General features: G+C 34.2%; 16 protein-coding genes. 5 read left to right on the forward strand and 11 right to left on the reverse strand.

Annotated features, from left to right (window positions below):
* The first annotated feature begins 80 nt into the window (after nt 1-80).
* A complete protein-coding gene (locus AC3WRL_RS21685; RefSeq protein ID WP_214827639.1) occupies nt 81-530 on the forward strand; it encodes a hypothetical protein in 450 nt (149 codons plus the stop codon).
* 31 nt (nt 531-561) lie between these two features.
* Here the strand turns inward: AC3WRL_RS21685 and AC3WRL_RS21690 are convergent, their stop codons facing one another.
* The 9 genes from AC3WRL_RS21690 to lpxB form a co-directional block, all read right to left on the reverse strand.
* The gene (locus tag AC3WRL_RS21690; protein ID WP_261510005.1) at nt 562-1,230 is read right to left on the reverse strand and encodes a DUF6048 family protein; all 669 of its coding nucleotides are present in this window, start codon (nt 1,228-1,230) and stop codon (nt 562-564) included.
* Nucleotides 1,196-1,672, reverse strand: coding sequence for a DUF6452 family protein (locus AC3WRL_RS21695; protein WP_214827633.1), 477 nt, complete (start codon nt 1,670-1,672; stop codon nt 1,196-1,198). The genes AC3WRL_RS21690 and AC3WRL_RS21695 overlap by 35 nt, the downstream gene beginning before the upstream one ends.
* Nucleotides 1,673-1,701: 29 nt before the next feature.
* Complete coding sequence (rlmD, locus tag AC3WRL_RS21700; protein WP_261510006.1) at nt 1,702-3,108, reverse strand: 23S rRNA (uracil(1939)-C(5))-methyltransferase RlmD; 1,407 nt, start codon at nt 3,106-3,108, stop codon at nt 1,702-1,704.
* A gap of 115 nt (nt 3,109-3,223) precedes the next feature.
* Nucleotides 3,224-4,762, reverse strand: a complete 1,539-nt coding sequence (locus tag AC3WRL_RS21705) for a TlpA family protein disulfide reductase (RefSeq protein WP_492331226.1) — start codon at nt 4,760-4,762, stop codon at nt 3,224-3,226.
* Between the two features lie 138 nt (nt 4,763-4,900).
* Nucleotides 4,901-5,668: a succinate dehydrogenase/fumarate reductase iron-sulfur subunit gene (locus AC3WRL_RS21710; RefSeq protein WP_214827602.1), complete on the reverse strand. Its 768-nt coding sequence runs from the start codon at nt 5,666-5,668 to the stop codon at nt 4,901-4,903.
* A gap of 24 nt (nt 5,669-5,692) precedes the next feature.
* A complete protein-coding gene (locus AC3WRL_RS21715; RefSeq protein ID WP_214827599.1) occupies nt 5,693-7,705 on the reverse strand; it encodes a fumarate reductase/succinate dehydrogenase flavoprotein subunit in 2,013 nt (670 codons plus the stop codon).
* A 15-nt stretch (nt 7,706-7,720) separates the two neighbouring features.
* On the reverse strand, nt 7,721-8,383 hold the full coding sequence (locus AC3WRL_RS21720; protein WP_214827597.1) for a succinate dehydrogenase cytochrome b subunit: 663 nt from the start codon (nt 8,381-8,383) through the stop codon (nt 7,721-7,723).
* A gap of 146 nt (nt 8,384-8,529) precedes the next feature.
* Complete coding sequence (locus tag AC3WRL_RS21725) at nt 8,530-10,302, reverse strand: ComEC/Rec2 family competence protein (protein ID WP_492331227.1); 1,773 nt, start codon at nt 10,300-10,302, stop codon at nt 8,530-8,532.
* Nucleotides 10,303-10,403: 101 nt separating this feature from the next.
* Nucleotides 10,404-11,507 (reverse strand): lipid-A-disaccharide synthase, encoded by a 1,104-nt coding sequence (gene lpxB, locus AC3WRL_RS21730; RefSeq protein WP_492331228.1) that lies wholly within the window; start codon nt 11,505-11,507, stop codon nt 10,404-10,406.
* A gap of 79 nt (nt 11,508-11,586) precedes the next feature.
* On the opposite strand from lpxB, the gene AC3WRL_RS21735 reads away from it, so the two are divergent.
* From AC3WRL_RS21735 to AC3WRL_RS21745, 3 genes are all read left to right on the forward strand, one after another.
* A complete protein-coding gene (locus tag AC3WRL_RS21735) occupies nt 11,587-12,096 on the forward strand; it encodes a DUF2480 family protein (protein WP_261510012.1) in 510 nt (169 codons plus the stop codon).
* 2 nt (nt 12,097-12,098) lie between these two features.
* The gene (locus AC3WRL_RS21740; protein WP_492331229.1) at nt 12,099-13,358 is read left to right on the forward strand and encodes a protein O-mannosyl-transferase family; all 1,260 of its coding nucleotides are present in this window, start codon (nt 12,099-12,101) and stop codon (nt 13,356-13,358) included.
* Nucleotides 13,359-13,437: 79 nt separating this feature from the next.
* Nucleotides 13,438-14,091: a DUF937 domain-containing protein gene (locus AC3WRL_RS21745; RefSeq protein ID WP_214827587.1), complete on the forward strand. Its 654-nt coding sequence runs from the start codon at nt 13,438-13,440 to the stop codon at nt 14,089-14,091.
* 57 nt (nt 14,092-14,148) lie between these two features.
* Here AC3WRL_RS21745 and AC3WRL_RS21750 read toward each other — a convergent pair whose 3' ends face one another.
* Both AC3WRL_RS21750 and AC3WRL_RS21755 read right to left on the reverse strand, forming a co-directional pair.
* A complete protein-coding gene (locus AC3WRL_RS21750) occupies nt 14,149-14,268 on the reverse strand; it encodes a 30S ribosomal protein THX (protein WP_214827584.1) in 120 nt (39 codons plus the stop codon).
* Nucleotides 14,269-14,353: 85 nt separating this feature from the next.
* The gene (locus AC3WRL_RS21755) at nt 14,354-15,748 is read right to left on the reverse strand and encodes an MATE family efflux transporter (protein ID WP_492331230.1); all 1,395 of its coding nucleotides are present in this window, start codon (nt 15,746-15,748) and stop codon (nt 14,354-14,356) included.
* A gap of 112 nt (nt 15,749-15,860) precedes the next feature.
* Between AC3WRL_RS21755 and aspS the strand changes: the two genes are divergently transcribed.
* The gene (gene aspS / locus AC3WRL_RS21760) at nt 15,861-17,615 is read left to right on the forward strand and encodes an aspartate--tRNA ligase (RefSeq protein ID WP_492331231.1); all 1,755 of its coding nucleotides are present in this window, start codon (nt 15,861-15,863) and stop codon (nt 17,613-17,615) included.
* Nucleotides 17,616-17,698: the final 83 nt, after the last annotated feature.

The following is a 17,698-nucleotide window of genomic DNA, read 5'->3' on the forward strand; positions in this document are numbered from 1 at the left end:
TGATTTGCAAATATATTAGTTTAAACTAATATATTTAGTTATATTTCAAATAAATAGAATAAAATACATAAAATTTCAAAATGAAGAATATTATAGCATCTACAATCATATTTTCTATAGCATTTACGGGAAGTTGTAATTCACAGAAAAATACAGAAAACAATCAAAATAAATCAGTTATAACAGATCAAAAATATGATATTGAAAAAATCGAATTAACGGAACAAACCAGAGGAACAAATAAGAAGACCACTTTTACTCCTACTGCCATCACTACTTTATTAAATGAAACTTCAAAAGTCTCCGATTTATCGGCTAACAATTGGAAAAGCATAGTAAAGGAAGCGAGCTTAATTGATTTAAATAAAATATCCTCTTATCCATCACCTACAACAGGTCGTTTTTCTGATCGGGCACTGTCATCAACTATAATCATTACCCATAAAGGTAAAACTTTCCAATCATCAGAATTTGATGCGGGAACACCTCCAAAAGAACTGGAAGCATTATATCAATTATTAAAAAAATAACCTGAAGCAAAGTTCAGGTTAAAAGTAAAAATTAGAATTTGTAGGCTATATTCCAGGAAAAGCCCATATTGAATTTAGATGAACTTCTACCAAAACCAGGAACAATCATAGGTTGTATATCGTCCTGTTTTGTTGTAAATACCATGTACTTAGGTTGAAGGTTAACATCAATATAAAAATTAGATTCAAATAATTGTACTCTACCTCCAATAACTCCTTCAAGCCAATAGGAAGATTGAGTAGAAGACGGGAAAGCAATAGATGAACTGCTTCCTCCAAATCCCCGGACAGGTACAGCCATATACTCCTGAGTATAGAATGATCCTGCAGCTTTTCCGCCTGCATAGAAACCATTGAACTCATTTTCAGGATCCTGAGCAAGCATATAAAACACACCCAGTTTTACAAAAGGACCATTTACCTTTGCGTCATACCCATTCTTCTGATAAATATTTTTCTCAAAACCAGCTTCTGCAACTCCATGCAAACTTCCTTTAATCTTTGAAGATATAAATCCCTGATATAATTTCCTGTCTGAGAAAAAAGCACTTCCAAAATTTAGAACGTCAAAACCAACCATAAAATTAGGTTCATACTTCCATTTTTCTTTTTTAGGCTCTGCTTTTACTTTCTTCTCCTGAGCGAAGCTCAATAAGCTTAGTATACTAAAAAAGAAGGTAAAGATTAGTTTTGTCTTCATTCTCTATATTATTTTGTCCTATTTCTACTTTAGTAACTGGATTTGGAGTTACTAATTCAGAACTTACATTATTATATGTTTTCTTCACACCACATCCCGGAGAGACGTAGGTAGCTTTTGTGCCATAACTTATTCTTACTTTGGATTCCTGTCCTTTATCTGTAAGCCTGATATAAACGTCTGTATAAGGAGAGTCATCGACTCTAAGAGGCACCAATCTGGAGGTTATTTTTTGCTGTTTTCCTAATTGCACTTTTCCTGATCCATAATCTACAGCAACATACAGAGAATCTAAAGTTACTTCTTTATCAGTAGCTGCACTCTTGAACCCAATCTTAATTCTGGGCGTTCCTTCTCCACTTTCACAAATATCATCATCTCCACCACATGAACAAAGCATTCCCAAAATCAGGGTTAATATGAGAAATTTAAAATATTTCATAATATGATTTAAATTCAAATTTAGGCAAATTATTTTTTTATCAGCAATGCAATATTCTCAACATGATGGGTTTGGGGAAACATATCAACAGGTAATATTTTAACTACATTATAATGATCTTTCATTAGTGCTAAGTCTCTCGCCTGAGTAGCTGAATTACAACTTACATACACTACTTTTTCAGGAGAAAGTTTTAAGATCTGTTCTACAACTTTCTGATGCATCCCATCTCTTGGTGGGTCAGTAATTAAGACATCAGCTTTTGGATGATTTTCCAGGAATTCATCATTAAAAACATTCTTCATATCACCACAATAGAAGGTGCAATTGGTAAGGCCATTTAACTCAGCATGTTCAATTGCTGCATCAATAGCTTCCTGTACCGATTCTATTCCGATTACCTGTTTTGCTTTTCTGGCTACATACTGTGCAATAGTTCCGGTTCCTGTATATAAGTCATAAACTACTTCATCACCTTTTAAATCAGCAAATTCTAATGTCTTTCTATAAAGTTCCAAAGCCTGTTTGTAGTTGGTTTGAAAAAAAGATTTTGGTCCTATTTTAAATTTCAATCCGTCCATCTCTTCCATTAAAAACCCTTCTCCAAAATATGTTTTAATATTTAAATCATAAATAGAGTCGTTTTGCTTAGAGTTAATTGCATAGACTAACGTTTTAATCTGTGGAAATTTATTCAATAAAAATTCAAAAAGCTTTTCTCTGTTTTCTTTTTCTTCTCTATAAAGTTGGAATAGCACCATCCATTCCCCGCTAGAGTTTTGTCTCATCATTAGGGTTCTCAAAAAACCTTCCTGATTTCTAACATCAAAAAAGTCTAATCCATTTTCCACGGCATAGTTTTTTACCGCCAAACGGATCGCATTGGATGGATCTTCCTGAAGGAAGCATTCTTTAAGATCTAAAATTTTGCTCCACATTCCAGGAATATGAAACCCTAAAGCATCTCTGCTTCCAAAATTTTCTTCAGAACTTATCTCGTATTGAGTAAGCCATCTGGCATTTGAGAAAGAGAACTCCATTTTGTTTCTATAGAAATACTGATCCTCAGCACCTAAAATTGAAATGGTTTCAAAATTATCAATTCCACCAATTCTCTTTATATTATTATAAACCTCTTCTTGTTTGAAATCCAGCTGCTTTTCATAGCTCATATTCTGCCATTTACATCCACCACAAGTTCCAAAATGAATACATTTGGCATCTACTCTAAAAGGAGACTTTTCTAAAACTTCTACTGTTTCAGCTTCAAAATATTTAGATTTAGACTTTCTTACTCTTGCGTTCACAACATCTCCCGGAATAGCACCTGAAACCAAAACGGTTTTCCCTTCATCTGTCTTCCCTATTGCTACACCTTTAGCACCAGCTGTTAAAAGCTTAATATTTTCAAGAATAATATCTTTCTTCTTTCTCATTCCCTAATTTCTATTTTTTCTATATCACGAATGTAACCTTCCGGTTTCAATTTGCAAAAATACAATAAAAAAAACCTTATCCTAGGACAAGGTTTTTCATCTATGTTAAAGTTTATTATTTTGTTGGAGCGGGTTGAGGATTTTCTGGTTGAGGAGCCATCTGCTGTGCAGAAGGATCAACACCTAACCCTGGTTGCAATTGTACATTAGGATTTACTTTAGGTGCAGAAAGCCCTGTAATTTTATCCAAAATTGTTACCAATTCCGGTTCTCCCAAATTCACAAAAGATCTACTTGCTATTTTACCATCCTTATCTATGATTACAAAACAAGGTAACTTAAATCCATAAACGCCATATTTCTTAGCAATATCAGAATTTAATCCCCCATCACCATATACATTTGTTCCTGGAATTCCTTTTAGTAAAGAATTACTTGTTTTTACAAACTGATCTTTAGTATCATCAACATTTACAAATACGAAATTCATCTTAGATTTATAAAAATTAACAACTTCTTTCAGCACTGGTACAGCAGCTTCTCCTATGTATGGATTCCAAGATGCATAGAAAAGCAACATATAAGGTTTTCCTTTATTTTCAGTAAGTTTATAAGATTTACCATCTTGCTTTATTAAAGAAGCATCGGGAGCAACATCACCAATTTTAATACCATTTACTGCTATTTGAATTTTCGAAAGGTCACTCTTAATAGTAGCATCTTTGATATCTTCATCGATGATCTTCTTAATCTTATCAGTAACCTTAGCGGGTGAACCTGGATGAATATCAGACTGAGCCATTACGAAAGCCAAAAGATAATCCTTAGCCGTTTGATTGATATCCTTTTTTGATTTTAAATATTGGGCAAACAATTCTGAAGTTGTAACATCAGTTTTATTTTTGCTATTTGCTTCAGCATACTTTTGAAAATCAGGACTCATTTTAGCCAATAAATATTGTCTGTAATAAGGATTCTCTTTTATCATAACATCCTTATTTTCCTGAAGTTTATTTTCATAATCAGTAAAGGTTTTACCTACTTTAAATGAAGGATTACCGGTCTGACTTTGTTTCATTTCATACTGACTGATAATAGATAATAATGTACTGGAAAGATCATTCTTTTTCCATTTTACTACCTCACTGTCAGGACTAAATTTTCTTTCATTTTCTTCAATATTGCTGTTGATATCTTTTTCAACTTTTTGGATACCTGCAAGAAAACCTTTTTCATCTTTAGTCATCAGCTCATTCATGTTCACCGTTTGAGCATAATTAGTTAAATACTTTTGGGAAGCTGTAAAGAAGTCATTATTCTTTTTTGCATCTCCTGTAATAACATAATCATTTGGAAATGTCATTCCATTTCCTGAGATATTAAGGGTTTGCCCACCCTTTAAGTATACTAAGTTTTGCTTTCCAGCATAAGAAATAAGATACATCCCATTTTTAGGAGCTTCAAAGCTTCCAGTGAAAGTACCATCATTTTTCACTCCAATGTTAGCTAACGGTAACGTAGCAACCCCTGAAGCTTCAATAAATTCTATTCTTTCTAATGGTGATCCACCTGTAATTTTTCCTTTTACTTCTACTTTTTTAGAGCAAGACATCACAAATATTGCAATGATAAACAATAAAAGATATTTTTTCATTTTGATTTTTAATAATTAAACAAAAATAAGTTTTTCAAGTATACTAAATACAATTAAATAGTACTTTTTATGAAACATTTAACTAAAAAAATCGCCATCCAATAAGGAGACGATTTTTTTTATCTATTTGAACTAGTTTTATCCTTTATCAACTAGCGCTGACATGTATTCTCTGTTCATTCTGGCAATGTTTTCAAGAGAAATTCCCTTAGGACATTCTACTTCACAAGCTCCTGTATTTGAACAGTTACCAAATCCTTCTTCATCCATTGCCTGCACCATATTAAGAACTCTTCTTTTTGCTTCTACTCTTCCTTGAGGAAGTAGCGCGAACTGAGACACTTTAGCACCAACAAATAACATGGCAGAACCATTTTTACAGGTCGCCACACAAGCACCACACCCGATACATGCTGCTGCATCCATTGCTTTATCAGCATCTTCTTTAGGTACTGGAATAGCATTTGCATCCAATGTATTTCCTGAAGTATTCACAGAAATAAAACCACCTGCGGCCATTACTCTGTCAAATGCACTTCTATCTACCATTAAGTCTTTAATTACCGGGAAAGCAGCACTTCTCCAAGGTTCAATAACGATCGTTTCTCCGTCTTTGAACATTCTCATGTGAAGCTGACAAGTGGTGATCCCTGTATCAGGACCATGTGCTCTACCATTGATGTAAAGAGAACACATTCCACAGATTCCTTCACGACAGTCGTGATCGAAAGCGATAGGTTCTTTTCCTTCGTTAATTAAATTCTCGTTAAGGATGTCCAGCATTTCTAAGAATGAAGAATCTGTAGAAACATCCGATATTTTATAGGTCTCAAACTGACCTTTAGTTTTTGTATTTTTTTGTCTCCAAATTTTCAGCGTAAGATGAAGGCCTTTTTTTGCACTCATAATTTTATATTTATAGGTTGGAGATTATTTGTAACTTCTTGCTTTAACTTCGATGTTTTCATAGATAAGATCTTCTTTGTGCAGAACTTCCTGTTTGATATCATCACCCTGATATTCCCAAGCTCCTACATATTTGAAGTTAACATCATCTCTTTCCGCTTCACCTTCCGGAGTAGCATGATCTTCTCTGAAATGTCCTCCACAAGATTCGTTTCTGTGTAAAGCATCAATTGCCATTAGCTGTCCTAATTCAATAAAGTCTGCTACCCTGAACGCTTTTTCAAGTTCAGTGTTCATCCCTTCAGCTTCTCCCATTACTTTTACGTTCTTCCAGAAATCTTTTTTCACTTCATCGATTTCTGCGATCGCTTCTCTTAAACCTTCAGGAGTTCTTCCCATTCCAACCTTATTCCACATGATGTGTCCTAATTGCTTGTGGAAATGATCTACTGAATGTGTTCCTTTATTATTAACAAAGAAGTTTACCTTGTCTTTAATTTCTTTTTCAGCTTCCTCAAACTCAGCAGAAGTCGTAGGAATTTCTCCCGTTCTGATATCTGCAGAAAGATAATCTGCAATGGTGTAAGGAAGTACGAAATATCCGTCTGCCAAACCTTGCATTAATGCAGAAGCTCCCAATCTGTTGGCTCCGTGGTCTGAGAAGTTAGCCTCACCAATTACAAAACATCCCGGGATTGTAGATTGCAAGTTATAATCAACCCAAACACCACCCATTGTGTAGTGAACCGCTGGATAAATCTTCATTGGAGTTTTGTAAGGATCATCTGCAGTAATCTTTTCGTACATTACGAATAAGTTACCATACTTCTCCTCAATCCAACTTTTACCTAAATCATAAATTTGCTGATCTGTAGGATTGTGAATATGCTTTTCAATAGCTGCTTCTTTACCTTTTTTAATGATTTCTGTAGAGAAATCTAAGTAAACACCTTCTTTGGTATCATTATTTTCAATTCCGAAACCAGCATCACATCTTTCTTTACCAGCTCTTGATGCAACATCACGAGGAACAAGGTTTCCGAATGCCGGATATCTTCTTTCAAGATAGTAATCTCTATCTTCTTCTTTAATATTTTCAGGTCTCAATTTACCTTCTCTGATGGCAACTGAATCTTCAATATTTTTAGGAACCCAGATTCTTCCTGAGTTTCTTAATGATTCAGACATCAAAGTAAGTTTGGACTGCTGTGTTCCATGAACAGGAATACAAGTCGGGTGAATCTGTACATAACAAGGGTTTGCGAAATACGCTCCTTTTTTATGAATTTTCCAAGCCGCAGAAACGTTTGAACCCATTGCGTTGGTAGACAAGAAATATACGTTACCGTAACCTCCTGAAGCAATTACAACTGCGTGAGCCGAATGTCTTTCAATTTCACCAGTTACAAGGTTTCTAGCGATGATCCCTCTTGCTTTTCCGTCTACGATTACCAATTCTAGCATTTCGTGACGATTGTACATTTTTACTCTTCCTTTTCCGATCTGACGGCTTAATGAAGAATATGCACCTAATAATAACTGCTGTCCAGTTTGTCCTTTTGCATAAAAAGTTCTTTTTACCTGAACCCCACCAAATGAACGGTTATCTAATTGACCGCCGTAATCTCTACCGAAAGGAACTCCCTGAGAAACACATTGGTCGATAATATTTGCAGAAACTTCAGCTAATCTGTAAACATTTGCCTCTCTTGCTCTGTAGTCACCACCTTTGATCGTGTCATAGAACAATCTGTAAGTAGAGTCACCGTCTCCCTGATAATTTTTAGCTGCATTGATTCCTCCCTGAGCTGCAATAGAGTGTGCTCTTCTTGGAGAATCCTGATAGCAGAATGCTTTTACATTATATCCTTGCTCAGCCAGAGTAGCTGCAGCAGAACCACCTGCCAAACCTGTACCTACAACAATAATATCAATCTTATCTCTGTTGTTTGGTGCAACAAGGTTCATATGATCTTTATGATTTTTCCATTTATCCTTTAAAGGACCCGCCGGAATTTTTGAATCTAATTTACTCATATTAGTATATTGATATTATTGAGTTACAAAATGATAAATTGCAATAAAAATAAACCCAAATGGAATAAGGATCGAATACCAAGTTCCTATCGCCTTAAGTATTGGAGTATATTTTGGATGTCTTGCACCAACTGACTGGAAAGAAGACTGAAATCCATGAGCCAGGTGCAGTCCCAATAATACAAATGAGATTACATATAAAGCTACTCTCCAGATATCAGCAAATTTCTCATGCAATTCCGGCCAAAAACGTTCCGCATCCGGAGCCAGCCCTTCCACATACTTGTAGTTTATTTCATGAATCCAGAAATCATAAAAGTGAAGCGCTAAAAAAGCCAATACAACAGCTCCGGAAATAATCATATTTCTAGACATCCATGTAGAATTCAAAGCCGCATTGTTTGAAGCATATTTAACTGGACGCGCTTTATTATTCTTAATCTCCAGCACAAATCCCATAATAAAATGGAAAAGAACTGCAAAACCAAGAATAGGTTGCATCAAGAATTGAACAAAAGGATTATACCCCATAAAATCTGATGCTGTATTAAAAGCATCGCGATTTATAACAGATAATAAATTTGTTGTTAAATGCAGTATAAGAAAAATCAGCAAAAACATAGCTGATAATGCCATAGCATATTTTCTACCTATTGTAGAACTCGTTAAACCTGCCATATTAAGTTTAAATTTGAATTTCTACAAAATTAGGAAATGTTAACAATATTATAAAGTGAGAAATCTCACTATTAGCCAGTTTGTAATCTTTCTAAATAAGAGCCTAAAGTATAGTAAATAAGAGAAAAAATAAAAAAATGTAACAATTAATTTATATCATAAATTTTGCTCTTATAGATAATCTTTTTCGTCATACCCTCTAAACTTTTCAATTCAATATTTTTTAATCTTCTTGATGAGCTGTATGGATTAATCACATACTTAATTACTTTCTCTCTGTCAGAAGTATTTGCCATCCAAAAATAAGCCCTGTTTCCATCCTTAATTGAAAGTACCTTATCCTTTCCTACTTGGTGAACCAAAATTTCTTCTCTCTGATTCTCTTTAATATTAAACCCAGACCGGACAATAAAAAACATTAAACTTAGTATGATGAATCTCATTATATTTTTAAAATTAAATTTAAGAAATACAAACCTCAGCACATATATAATTATTAACAAGAGAAAAACCTCAACCAAATTCATTGAGATATTTTCAAAAAAGAGAAAATCGAAATCGGCAAACCAATGAATAGATTTTAATAATCCGTGAATCACAAAGTCATACACCATATTAATGATATCAAAATCTAAATGGAGGGCAATTAAGCCTGCCATTCCAAATGATAACATAATGATCAGTTCAGAGAAAGGAACAATAACAAAATTGGCTAAAATGGAAATAAAAGAAAACTGATGAAAATAATATAAGACCAAAGGAAGGGTTGCCAATTGAGCTGAAATCGAAATAGAGATCGTATTAAAGATTAACTTTTTACCATAGCCATCCTGCTTTGGAAGGCACTTTAAAATAGGTTGATTTAACCAGAAAATCCCCAAAACGGCAATAAAACTTAATTGAAATCCTATATTAAAAAGCTGGTGAGTATCAAAAATTAGAATAATAAAAGCTGACAAAGCCATAGAATGTAATACATCGGGTTTTCTTTGAAGCAATACATAAATAAAATAAACGGTCAACATGATACATGACCTCAGTACTGAATTACCAAACCCAATAAAAGCAGCAAAAAACCAGAGAAACACTAAACTTATAATGATGGTATATCGCCTAAATTTGAGAGGTAGTACCAATTTAAAAAGAAAATAAAACAATCCAAAGATCACCATAATATGTGTTCCGGAAATAGCAAGAAAATGAACCAGCCCTGATCTGCTGAAATCCTGCACTATGGAGGAATCAATCTCCGTCCTATCGGCAAGAATAACACCTTTTAAAAACTCCCTGCTTTGAGCAGAAATGTCGGTATTATCTATATTCTGCAGGACTTTAAGCCTTTTCTGCTTAATTTTTTCCTGTATATCAAGATCAGTTCTTGGAACAGAAAGAATCTCATTCGACACATACAATTGGTACCCAATATTTTTCCGTTTCAGGTAATGGGAATAGTCAAATTGAAAATCATATTGTGGAGGTTTTAGCTTACCTATAAAAGCTTCTACTTTATAGTAGTGATCAAAATCAAGCTGATCGCGTTCTACAGGTATACGTACAATTGAACTAAAGTACTTTTTCCCAACCTGTGCAATACATTCATAATTTTTATACTTTTCATTAGAATTTAGTTTCTTAGAGATTTTAAAGACTACAGTGTTTTTTGATGAATCAAAATTGGTTTCAGAAGAAGTGACCATATTACAACAATGAATAATAATCCCTATTCCAAAAAACATTATTCCTAACAAAACCGACTTGCTTTTATGTATTAGATAAGATTTTAAAAATAGTGTAGCAAAAATGGCTGAACAAATTCCCGCAAAAATAAATATTGCCGTTTTATTCAGCGAAAATTGATCCTGAAAAACTATTCCAAGGATAAAACACAGGACAAGAATAAAAAGCGGTTGTTTGTTCAACTTAAGGATTTACTATACCAAAATAGTAAATAAAAACCACATAACTGTATGGTTTTGTTTTTCTTAAAATATAGGAACAGAAATCCGATATGTTTTTTCCTTTATATTTTCAAAATAATATCTGCAGCATGATCACTAGCTCCTTTTCCGCCAAGTTTCTCTCTAAGCAGCTCATAATCTTTTAGTACCTGATCTCTTTTATCTCCTTCCAAAATTTTAGTTAGTTCTTCAACAAGGTTTTTAGTATTCAGATCATTTTGTATCAATTCTTTCACAACCTCCCTATCCATGATCAGATTTACCAAAGAAATATAGTTGATATTCTTCACTAACCTTTTAGCAATGGCATAGGAGATTTTACTTCCACGGTAGCATACTACTTCAGGAATATTCAGCAAGGCCGTTTCTAAAGTTGCTGTTCCGGAGGTTACCAATGCTGCTTTAGAACATCTCAACAAATCGTATGTTCTATTGGAAACAAAATGAACATTATCATCCACATAACTTTGATAAAACTCTTTGGGAAGACTTGGTGCACCAGCAATTACAAATTGATAATTTTTAAAATGAGGCCTTACAGAAAGCATTATTTCAAGCATCTTTTCAACCTCCTGTTTTCTCGATCCCGGAAGCAGTGCAATTATTTCTTTTTCGTTTAAACCATGTTCTTTTTTAAATGCGTCGATGTTGATCTCTTGTAAACTTGAAATTGCATCCAGTAAAGGATGGCCTACAAAATGAGAGTGAACACCATGCTTTTTATAGAAATCTTCTTCAAAAGGTAAGATAACCATCATTTCATCTACGTACTTCTTGATAATCTCTACTCTACCCTCTTTCCATGCCCATAGCTGAGGAGATATATAATATACTACTTTTATCCCAAGTTCTTTGGCATATTTTGCGATCCTTAGGTTGAATCCTGGATAATCAACCAGAATTAAAACATCAGGTCTGTTATTTTTAATATCCTCTTTACAAAATTTTATATTATTAAGAATTGTCCTTAGGTTCATAGCCACTTCCAAAAACCCCATGAAAGCCAAATCACGGTAATGTTTCACTAATGTGCCACCCTGTTTAGTCATCAGATCGCCACCCCAAAACCTAAATTCGGCATTTGAATCTTTTTGTTTTAAAGCTTTCATTAAATTACTTCCGTGTAAATCCCCTGATGCTTCGCCAGCAATGATGTAATATTTCATTTCTATAATAAGGATAGAGAACAAATTAAGACTTTGTTAAATCTTAATTTGTAAATTTGTTCAAAGATAATGATAAAAAATGTCAGAAGAATTTGAAATCAGAAATAAAGTAAATGAAAGTGGTCTGGTAAATTTTGATCTTACTACTCTTCTTCCCAAAGGAATACGTAAGGGTATAGATCTTAAAGATTTTCTTTTCCAGGAAATGATCTTAAAAGAAAAAGATTTTCGCGAGAAAGTTGCCGCTATCAACACCGACGAATATACCGATACCTATATTTACATCTATAATTCCGCAGATGCCATTGTTCCATTATGGGCATATTTCGTCCTTACAGCTAAACTTACAGATGCAGCAAAAAAAATAGTTTTTGGCAATCGTGAAGATCTTGAAGTGATATTAATGCACAATGCAATACAAACTTATGATTTCGATGACATGAGAGGCAAAAGAGTTCTCGTAAAAGGTTGCTCAGATAAAGAAATTCCGGAAAATGCCTATGTAGAATTGGTAGAACAATTGAAACCTATTGTAAAGTCTCTTATGTTTGGAGAGGCATGTTCTAATGTCCCAATCATTAAGAACTAGTAATGAAAAAAAACGTAACCGCTTTTCTCTTATTTCTCATTTTTTTATTCATCTATTATGCTGGGAGTTTTACAAAAATTCCTTTTGCTGATTGCGTTGGATTTGTAGCACTTGTAGAAAAAGGTGAATGGATGACCACAGCCACAGCTACGACACATTTTTTTTATACCAATACGGCAATTCTTATTAAGAATTTAGCCAATATTAATTCTATAGAAGCAAGCAGGATTCTGGTTATTCTTTCCGGAGCAGCCACAATTGCGGTAATTTACCTCACTGTAAGGATTATTACAAAAAACGAATGGGTATCCATCACTACAGCTTTTGTGTTTGGTTTTAGCTTTACTTTTTGGAAAAATGCAGAAATAGTAGAAGTATACACCTATAATTCTTTATGGATTAGCCTCGTGTTTTTTTCAATAATAAAAAGTTTTATAGAAAATAAAAAAAATTACATTGTTTTAAGTGGATTATTTTTAGGGATCAGTCTCTGGATCCATATTCAGAATATCCTGTTGATCCCGGCGCTTCTTTTATTTCTTTTCTATTTCAGAGCAGAAAAAAAACAAGTCTTTTTATCCCTGCTTATTTTCTTAGTGCTTTTCTCTTCTCTATTTATTTTAAATACTTCTCAGGGATTATCACTAAGCTCTCCTTATACTTCCGATCAGGGAACCTGGGTTGAAGACTCCTTAAACAAAACATTTTTACAATATGTACAGGACTTCTTTAAGTCTTTTGTTTATCTAATTTATAACTTCAACATATTTACCTTCTTTGGAGTTGTTGGTGCATTTTTATTGTATAAATCAAATGCAAAAATGTTTTTTGTATTCTTTGCAGGATCATTATGCGTCTATGGGTTTTCAACTTTTTATGCGGTTTCGGATAACTATGTATTTTTTATTCCGTTCAATATCATCTTTGCGTTGTCTATTGGATATGGACTATCATCTTCAAAATATGCTGCCTTCAAAAAGATATCCTGGCTCTGTCTTTTTATCCCTTTAGGATATGTTCTTTCATATAGCGCAGTATCATCAACAGATAAAGGAAAAAGCTTCAACGATTTTAAAAAATACAAAGGCGGACTAAAATATTATATGTTGCCGTGGATGAATGACAATGTGGGTATTCTTGAATTTACTATTGATAAGAAAGAAGCTCCGGAACCAATCAACTGGATGACTGCCAGCGCTAAAGAATACATTAAGCTGTTAAGATCTAAAGGATATACCGACGAAGATATAAGAAAACTTTAACAGTAATTTTAGATTAAAAAAATTGTTTGGGAATATTTTTTGATAACTTTGGTTTACTAACAATTTAACAGACACAAACATGAATTTAATCGATTTGCTTACAGGAAATACAAGCAACCAGGTTGCAGAACAGGCAGAAAATAAATTTGGAATCAGTAAAAACCAGATTATTGCATTGTTGGCTGTTGCAGCACCTTTAGTTATTTCATATTTAAGAAATAAATCACAAGATTCAAAAGAAGCTGAAGCATTAAACAACGCCCTGGATAAAGATCATAACGGAAGTATTTTAGATGACTCTTCTCAGTTAGAAGCAAGACAAGCAGAAGGAGGTTCAATCCTTAGTCATGTTTTTGGTGGTGACAAACAAAATGTAGAAAATCAATTATCACAAAATACAGGGATTTCAATTGATAAAATAGGTCCCGTTCTGGCTATGCTTGCTCCACTTATCATGGGGTATATTGGTAAAGAAAAACAACAAAATAATGTTGGTGCCGGAGGCTTAGGTGATTTATTAGGCGGAATACTTGGAAATGCATCTAATCAGGCTCAGGCTGAGCAATCCAATCCATTAAATGACATCTTAGGAAGTGTATTAGGGGGTGGTGGACAATCTCAATCATCTGGAAATCCACTGAACGACATTTTAGGAAGTGTTTTAGGAGGGGGACAGCAAAAACAGCAGGAAGGAGGACTAGGTGGTATTTTGGGAAATATTTTTGGAAAATAATTTAATTTGTATATAAAAAAAGCCAAAGAATAGATCTTTGGCCTTTTTTTATTTTGTTTACTTTTTAGATTTTTCTTCCGAAGTCACTAATGATTTAGAAGCTTTTCTAGGTCTTCTTTTCCCATAGCTTCCATTATTAATTTTACCTCTTCTAGATTTTCTGTCTCCTTTTCCCATAATAATTAAGTATTTGTTGATTCATACGAATGTAAGAAAACTCGTTCGAAACAGACTACTTATCGCTGTTAAAGTTTTTATAAATCTAAACTTTAATGGTCTTCCATTTTCCTTTTTTAAATAATATAAAAGCCACTATTGTAATTAGAATTTCTGCTACAGGGATTGAAATAAAGACCCCTTTCGGCCCCATTCCAAGATGTTTTGACAGAAAGTAGGCAAAAGGAATCTGAAACATCCAAAATCCAAAAAAATTTATCCAGGTCGGTGTCCATGTATCTCCGGCTCCATTAAAAGCATTAACCATGACCATTCCTATTCCGTAGAAAAGAAAACCTACACTCATTATATGCAGCGCATTTTTAGCAAAGCTTTTAATTTCAACCTCCTGTGTAAAAAAACCGACCAGAAAATCTCCCAAAAGAAAAAATATCAAACTTACAACGAGCATAAAAACAACATTATACTTTACGGTTTTCATCACAGATTGTTCGGCTCTCAACATCTCGTTAGCCCCCATGTTCTGTCCAACCAAAGTAGAAGCAGCATTACTTAAGCCCCACGCTGGAAGCATAAAAAACATCATCAATCTTAATGCTGTCTGATACCCTGCTGAAGCATTTTCTCCTCCCGTTGTTGCGACAAGCTGTGCCAGAAATATCCAGCTGCATGATGCAATAACAAATTGAAAAATTCCTGGAGTTGCTATTTTTACAACTGATCTTATTAATCTGAAATCTGGTTTAAAATAATCTAATTTTATTCGGATTTGTGTATCAGCAATTAAGAGATGATACAATTGATAAATAACGCCCACACTTCTTCCTATTGTTGTTGCAAGGGCTGCGCCAGTTAAACCCATTGCCGGAATAGGACCAAAGCCCCTAATTAAAATGGGACAAAGAATAATATTGGCAATATTTGCGATCCATAAACTCTTCATTGCAATGGCTGCATTTCCTGCCCCTCTGAAAATTCCGTTAATTAAAAACAGAAGCATAATGATAACACTGCTTCCCATCATCATTCTTGTAAAATCTTTACCATAAGCGGCTGCTTCTGGCTTAGAACCCATAAGAATTAGGATTTCCTTTGCGTAAATTACTCCAAGTAAACTTAGAATAAAAGTAATGACAATCGAAACAAATAAAACCTGTGCAGCACTTCTGGAAGCTTGCTCAGGGTTTTTCTCACCAATTCTCCTTGCAACCAAAGCTGTTGCCGCCATACTCATCCCGATTGCAATAGAGTACATTACAGAAAGAACAGATTCTGTAAGCCCTACGGTTTGTATCGCATAACCACTTTCTTTCAGATGCCCTACAAAATACAGATCTACCAGAGCAAATACAGACTCCATTGCCATTTCCAGCATCATCGGAATGGCTAAAAGAAGTACAGCACTCCTTATACTGATCTTTGTATAGTCTACATCTCCACCTTTAAATGCTTTTTTGAAAAAGTCTATATATTTTGTCATAATCTTTAATCATATTAATAGGATTCAAAAATATCACTTCCAAAACGATTAAGACTTGGCATATGGAAAGTTTTAGGAAAAAATAATATTATCTTTGCAAAAAATCTTATCAATGTTCAGAACACATACCAACGGAGAATTATCTCTAAAAAATCTTAATGAAGAAGTTACACTTTCAGGATGGGTACAAACTATCCGTGATAAAGGATTTATGATTTGGATAGATTTACGAGATCGTTACGGAATCACTCAGTTGGTTTTTGACCAGGACCGTTCTTCTACTCAGTTGATGGAAGAAGCTAAAAAACTGGGTCGTGAGTTTGTGATTCAGGTTAAGGGAAAAGTAATTGAAAGGGTAAGCAAAAACCCTAATATTCCAACTGGAGAGATTGAAATTTTAGTTGAAACATTAACGATTCTAAATGAGTCACAGCTTCCACCTTTCACTATTGAAGATGAAACCGATGGTGGCGAGGAACTAAGAATGAAATATCGTTATCTGGATATCAGAAGAAATCCTGTGAAAGATAAATTGATCTTCCGTCACAAAATGGCTCAAAAAGTAAGAAATTATCTTTCAGATGAAGGATTTATTGAAGTTGAAACTCCGGTTCTTATTAAATCTACTCCGGAAGGAGCAAGAGACTTTGTGGTTCCTAGCAGAATGAATCCAGGACAGTTTTATGCATTACCACAATCTCCACAAACTTTCAAACAGCTTTTGATGGTAGGTGGAATGGATAAATATTTCCAAATCGTAAAATGCTTCCGTGATGAGGATTTAAGAGCCGACAGACAACCGGAATTTACTCAGATAGACTGTGAAATGGCTTTTGTAGAGCAGGAAGATGTAATGAACGTTTTTGAAGGGATGACTAAAACGCTTATTAAAGATATTACAGGTCAGGAATTCGGAACTTTTCCAAGAATGACTTTTGCTGATGCCATGCAAAAATATGGGAATGACAAACCGGATATTCGTTTTGGAATGGAATTCGTGGAGCTGAATGAGCTTGTAAAAGGAAAAGAATTCAAAATATTTGATGATGCTGAATTGGTTGTCGGAATCAATGTTGAAGGTTGCGCAGACTACACCAGAAAACAAATCGACGAATTGGTGGACTGGGTAAAACGTCCACAGATCGGAGCTTCGGGAATGGTTTGGGTAAAATTCCAAAATGACGGGGTAAAAACGTCTTCTGTTAATAAGTTTTATAATGAAGAAGATCTGGCAAAGATCATTGAAAAATTTGGAGCAAAAGAAGGAGACCTCATGTTGATCCTTTCAGGAAATGAGCATAAAGTAAGAACTCAGCTTTCAGCTTTAAGAATGGAACTTGGAAACCGTTTAGGATTGAGAAAAGGAAATGTATTTGCACCTCTTTGGGTAGTTGATTTTCCATTATTGGAATTTGATGAAGAAACTCAAAGATACCACGCTATGCACCACCCATTTACATCTCCAAAACCTGAAGATATCCACTTATTAGAAACAGATCCTGGAAAAGCAAGAGCTAATGCTTATGATATGGTTCTTAATGGAAATGAAATTGGTGGTGGATCTATCAGAATTTTCGATAAGGATCTTCAGTCAAAAATGTTTGATCTTTTAGGGTTCTCAAAAGAAGAAGCGGAAGCTCAGTTTGGCTTCTTAATGAATGCATTCAAATATGGAGCTCCTCCTCATGGTGGTTTAGCATTCGGGTTTGACCGTTTGGTAGCTATTCTTGACGGAAATGAAGTGATCAGAGATTATATTGCATTTCCTAAAAATAACTCAGGACGTGATGTTATGATCGATGCACCAGCTTCTATTGCGGATGCTCAACTCGATGAGTTAGAATTAAAATTGAATTTAAAAGCATAAATTTAAAGCGAGGTTTTTCCTCGCTTTTTTATTTTATCCCATATGGCAAAAGAAGAACTCATTGATTTTATAGACAATCTTAG

This window comes from Chryseobacterium sp. FW101-FHT12H09 (assembly GCF_058790395.1).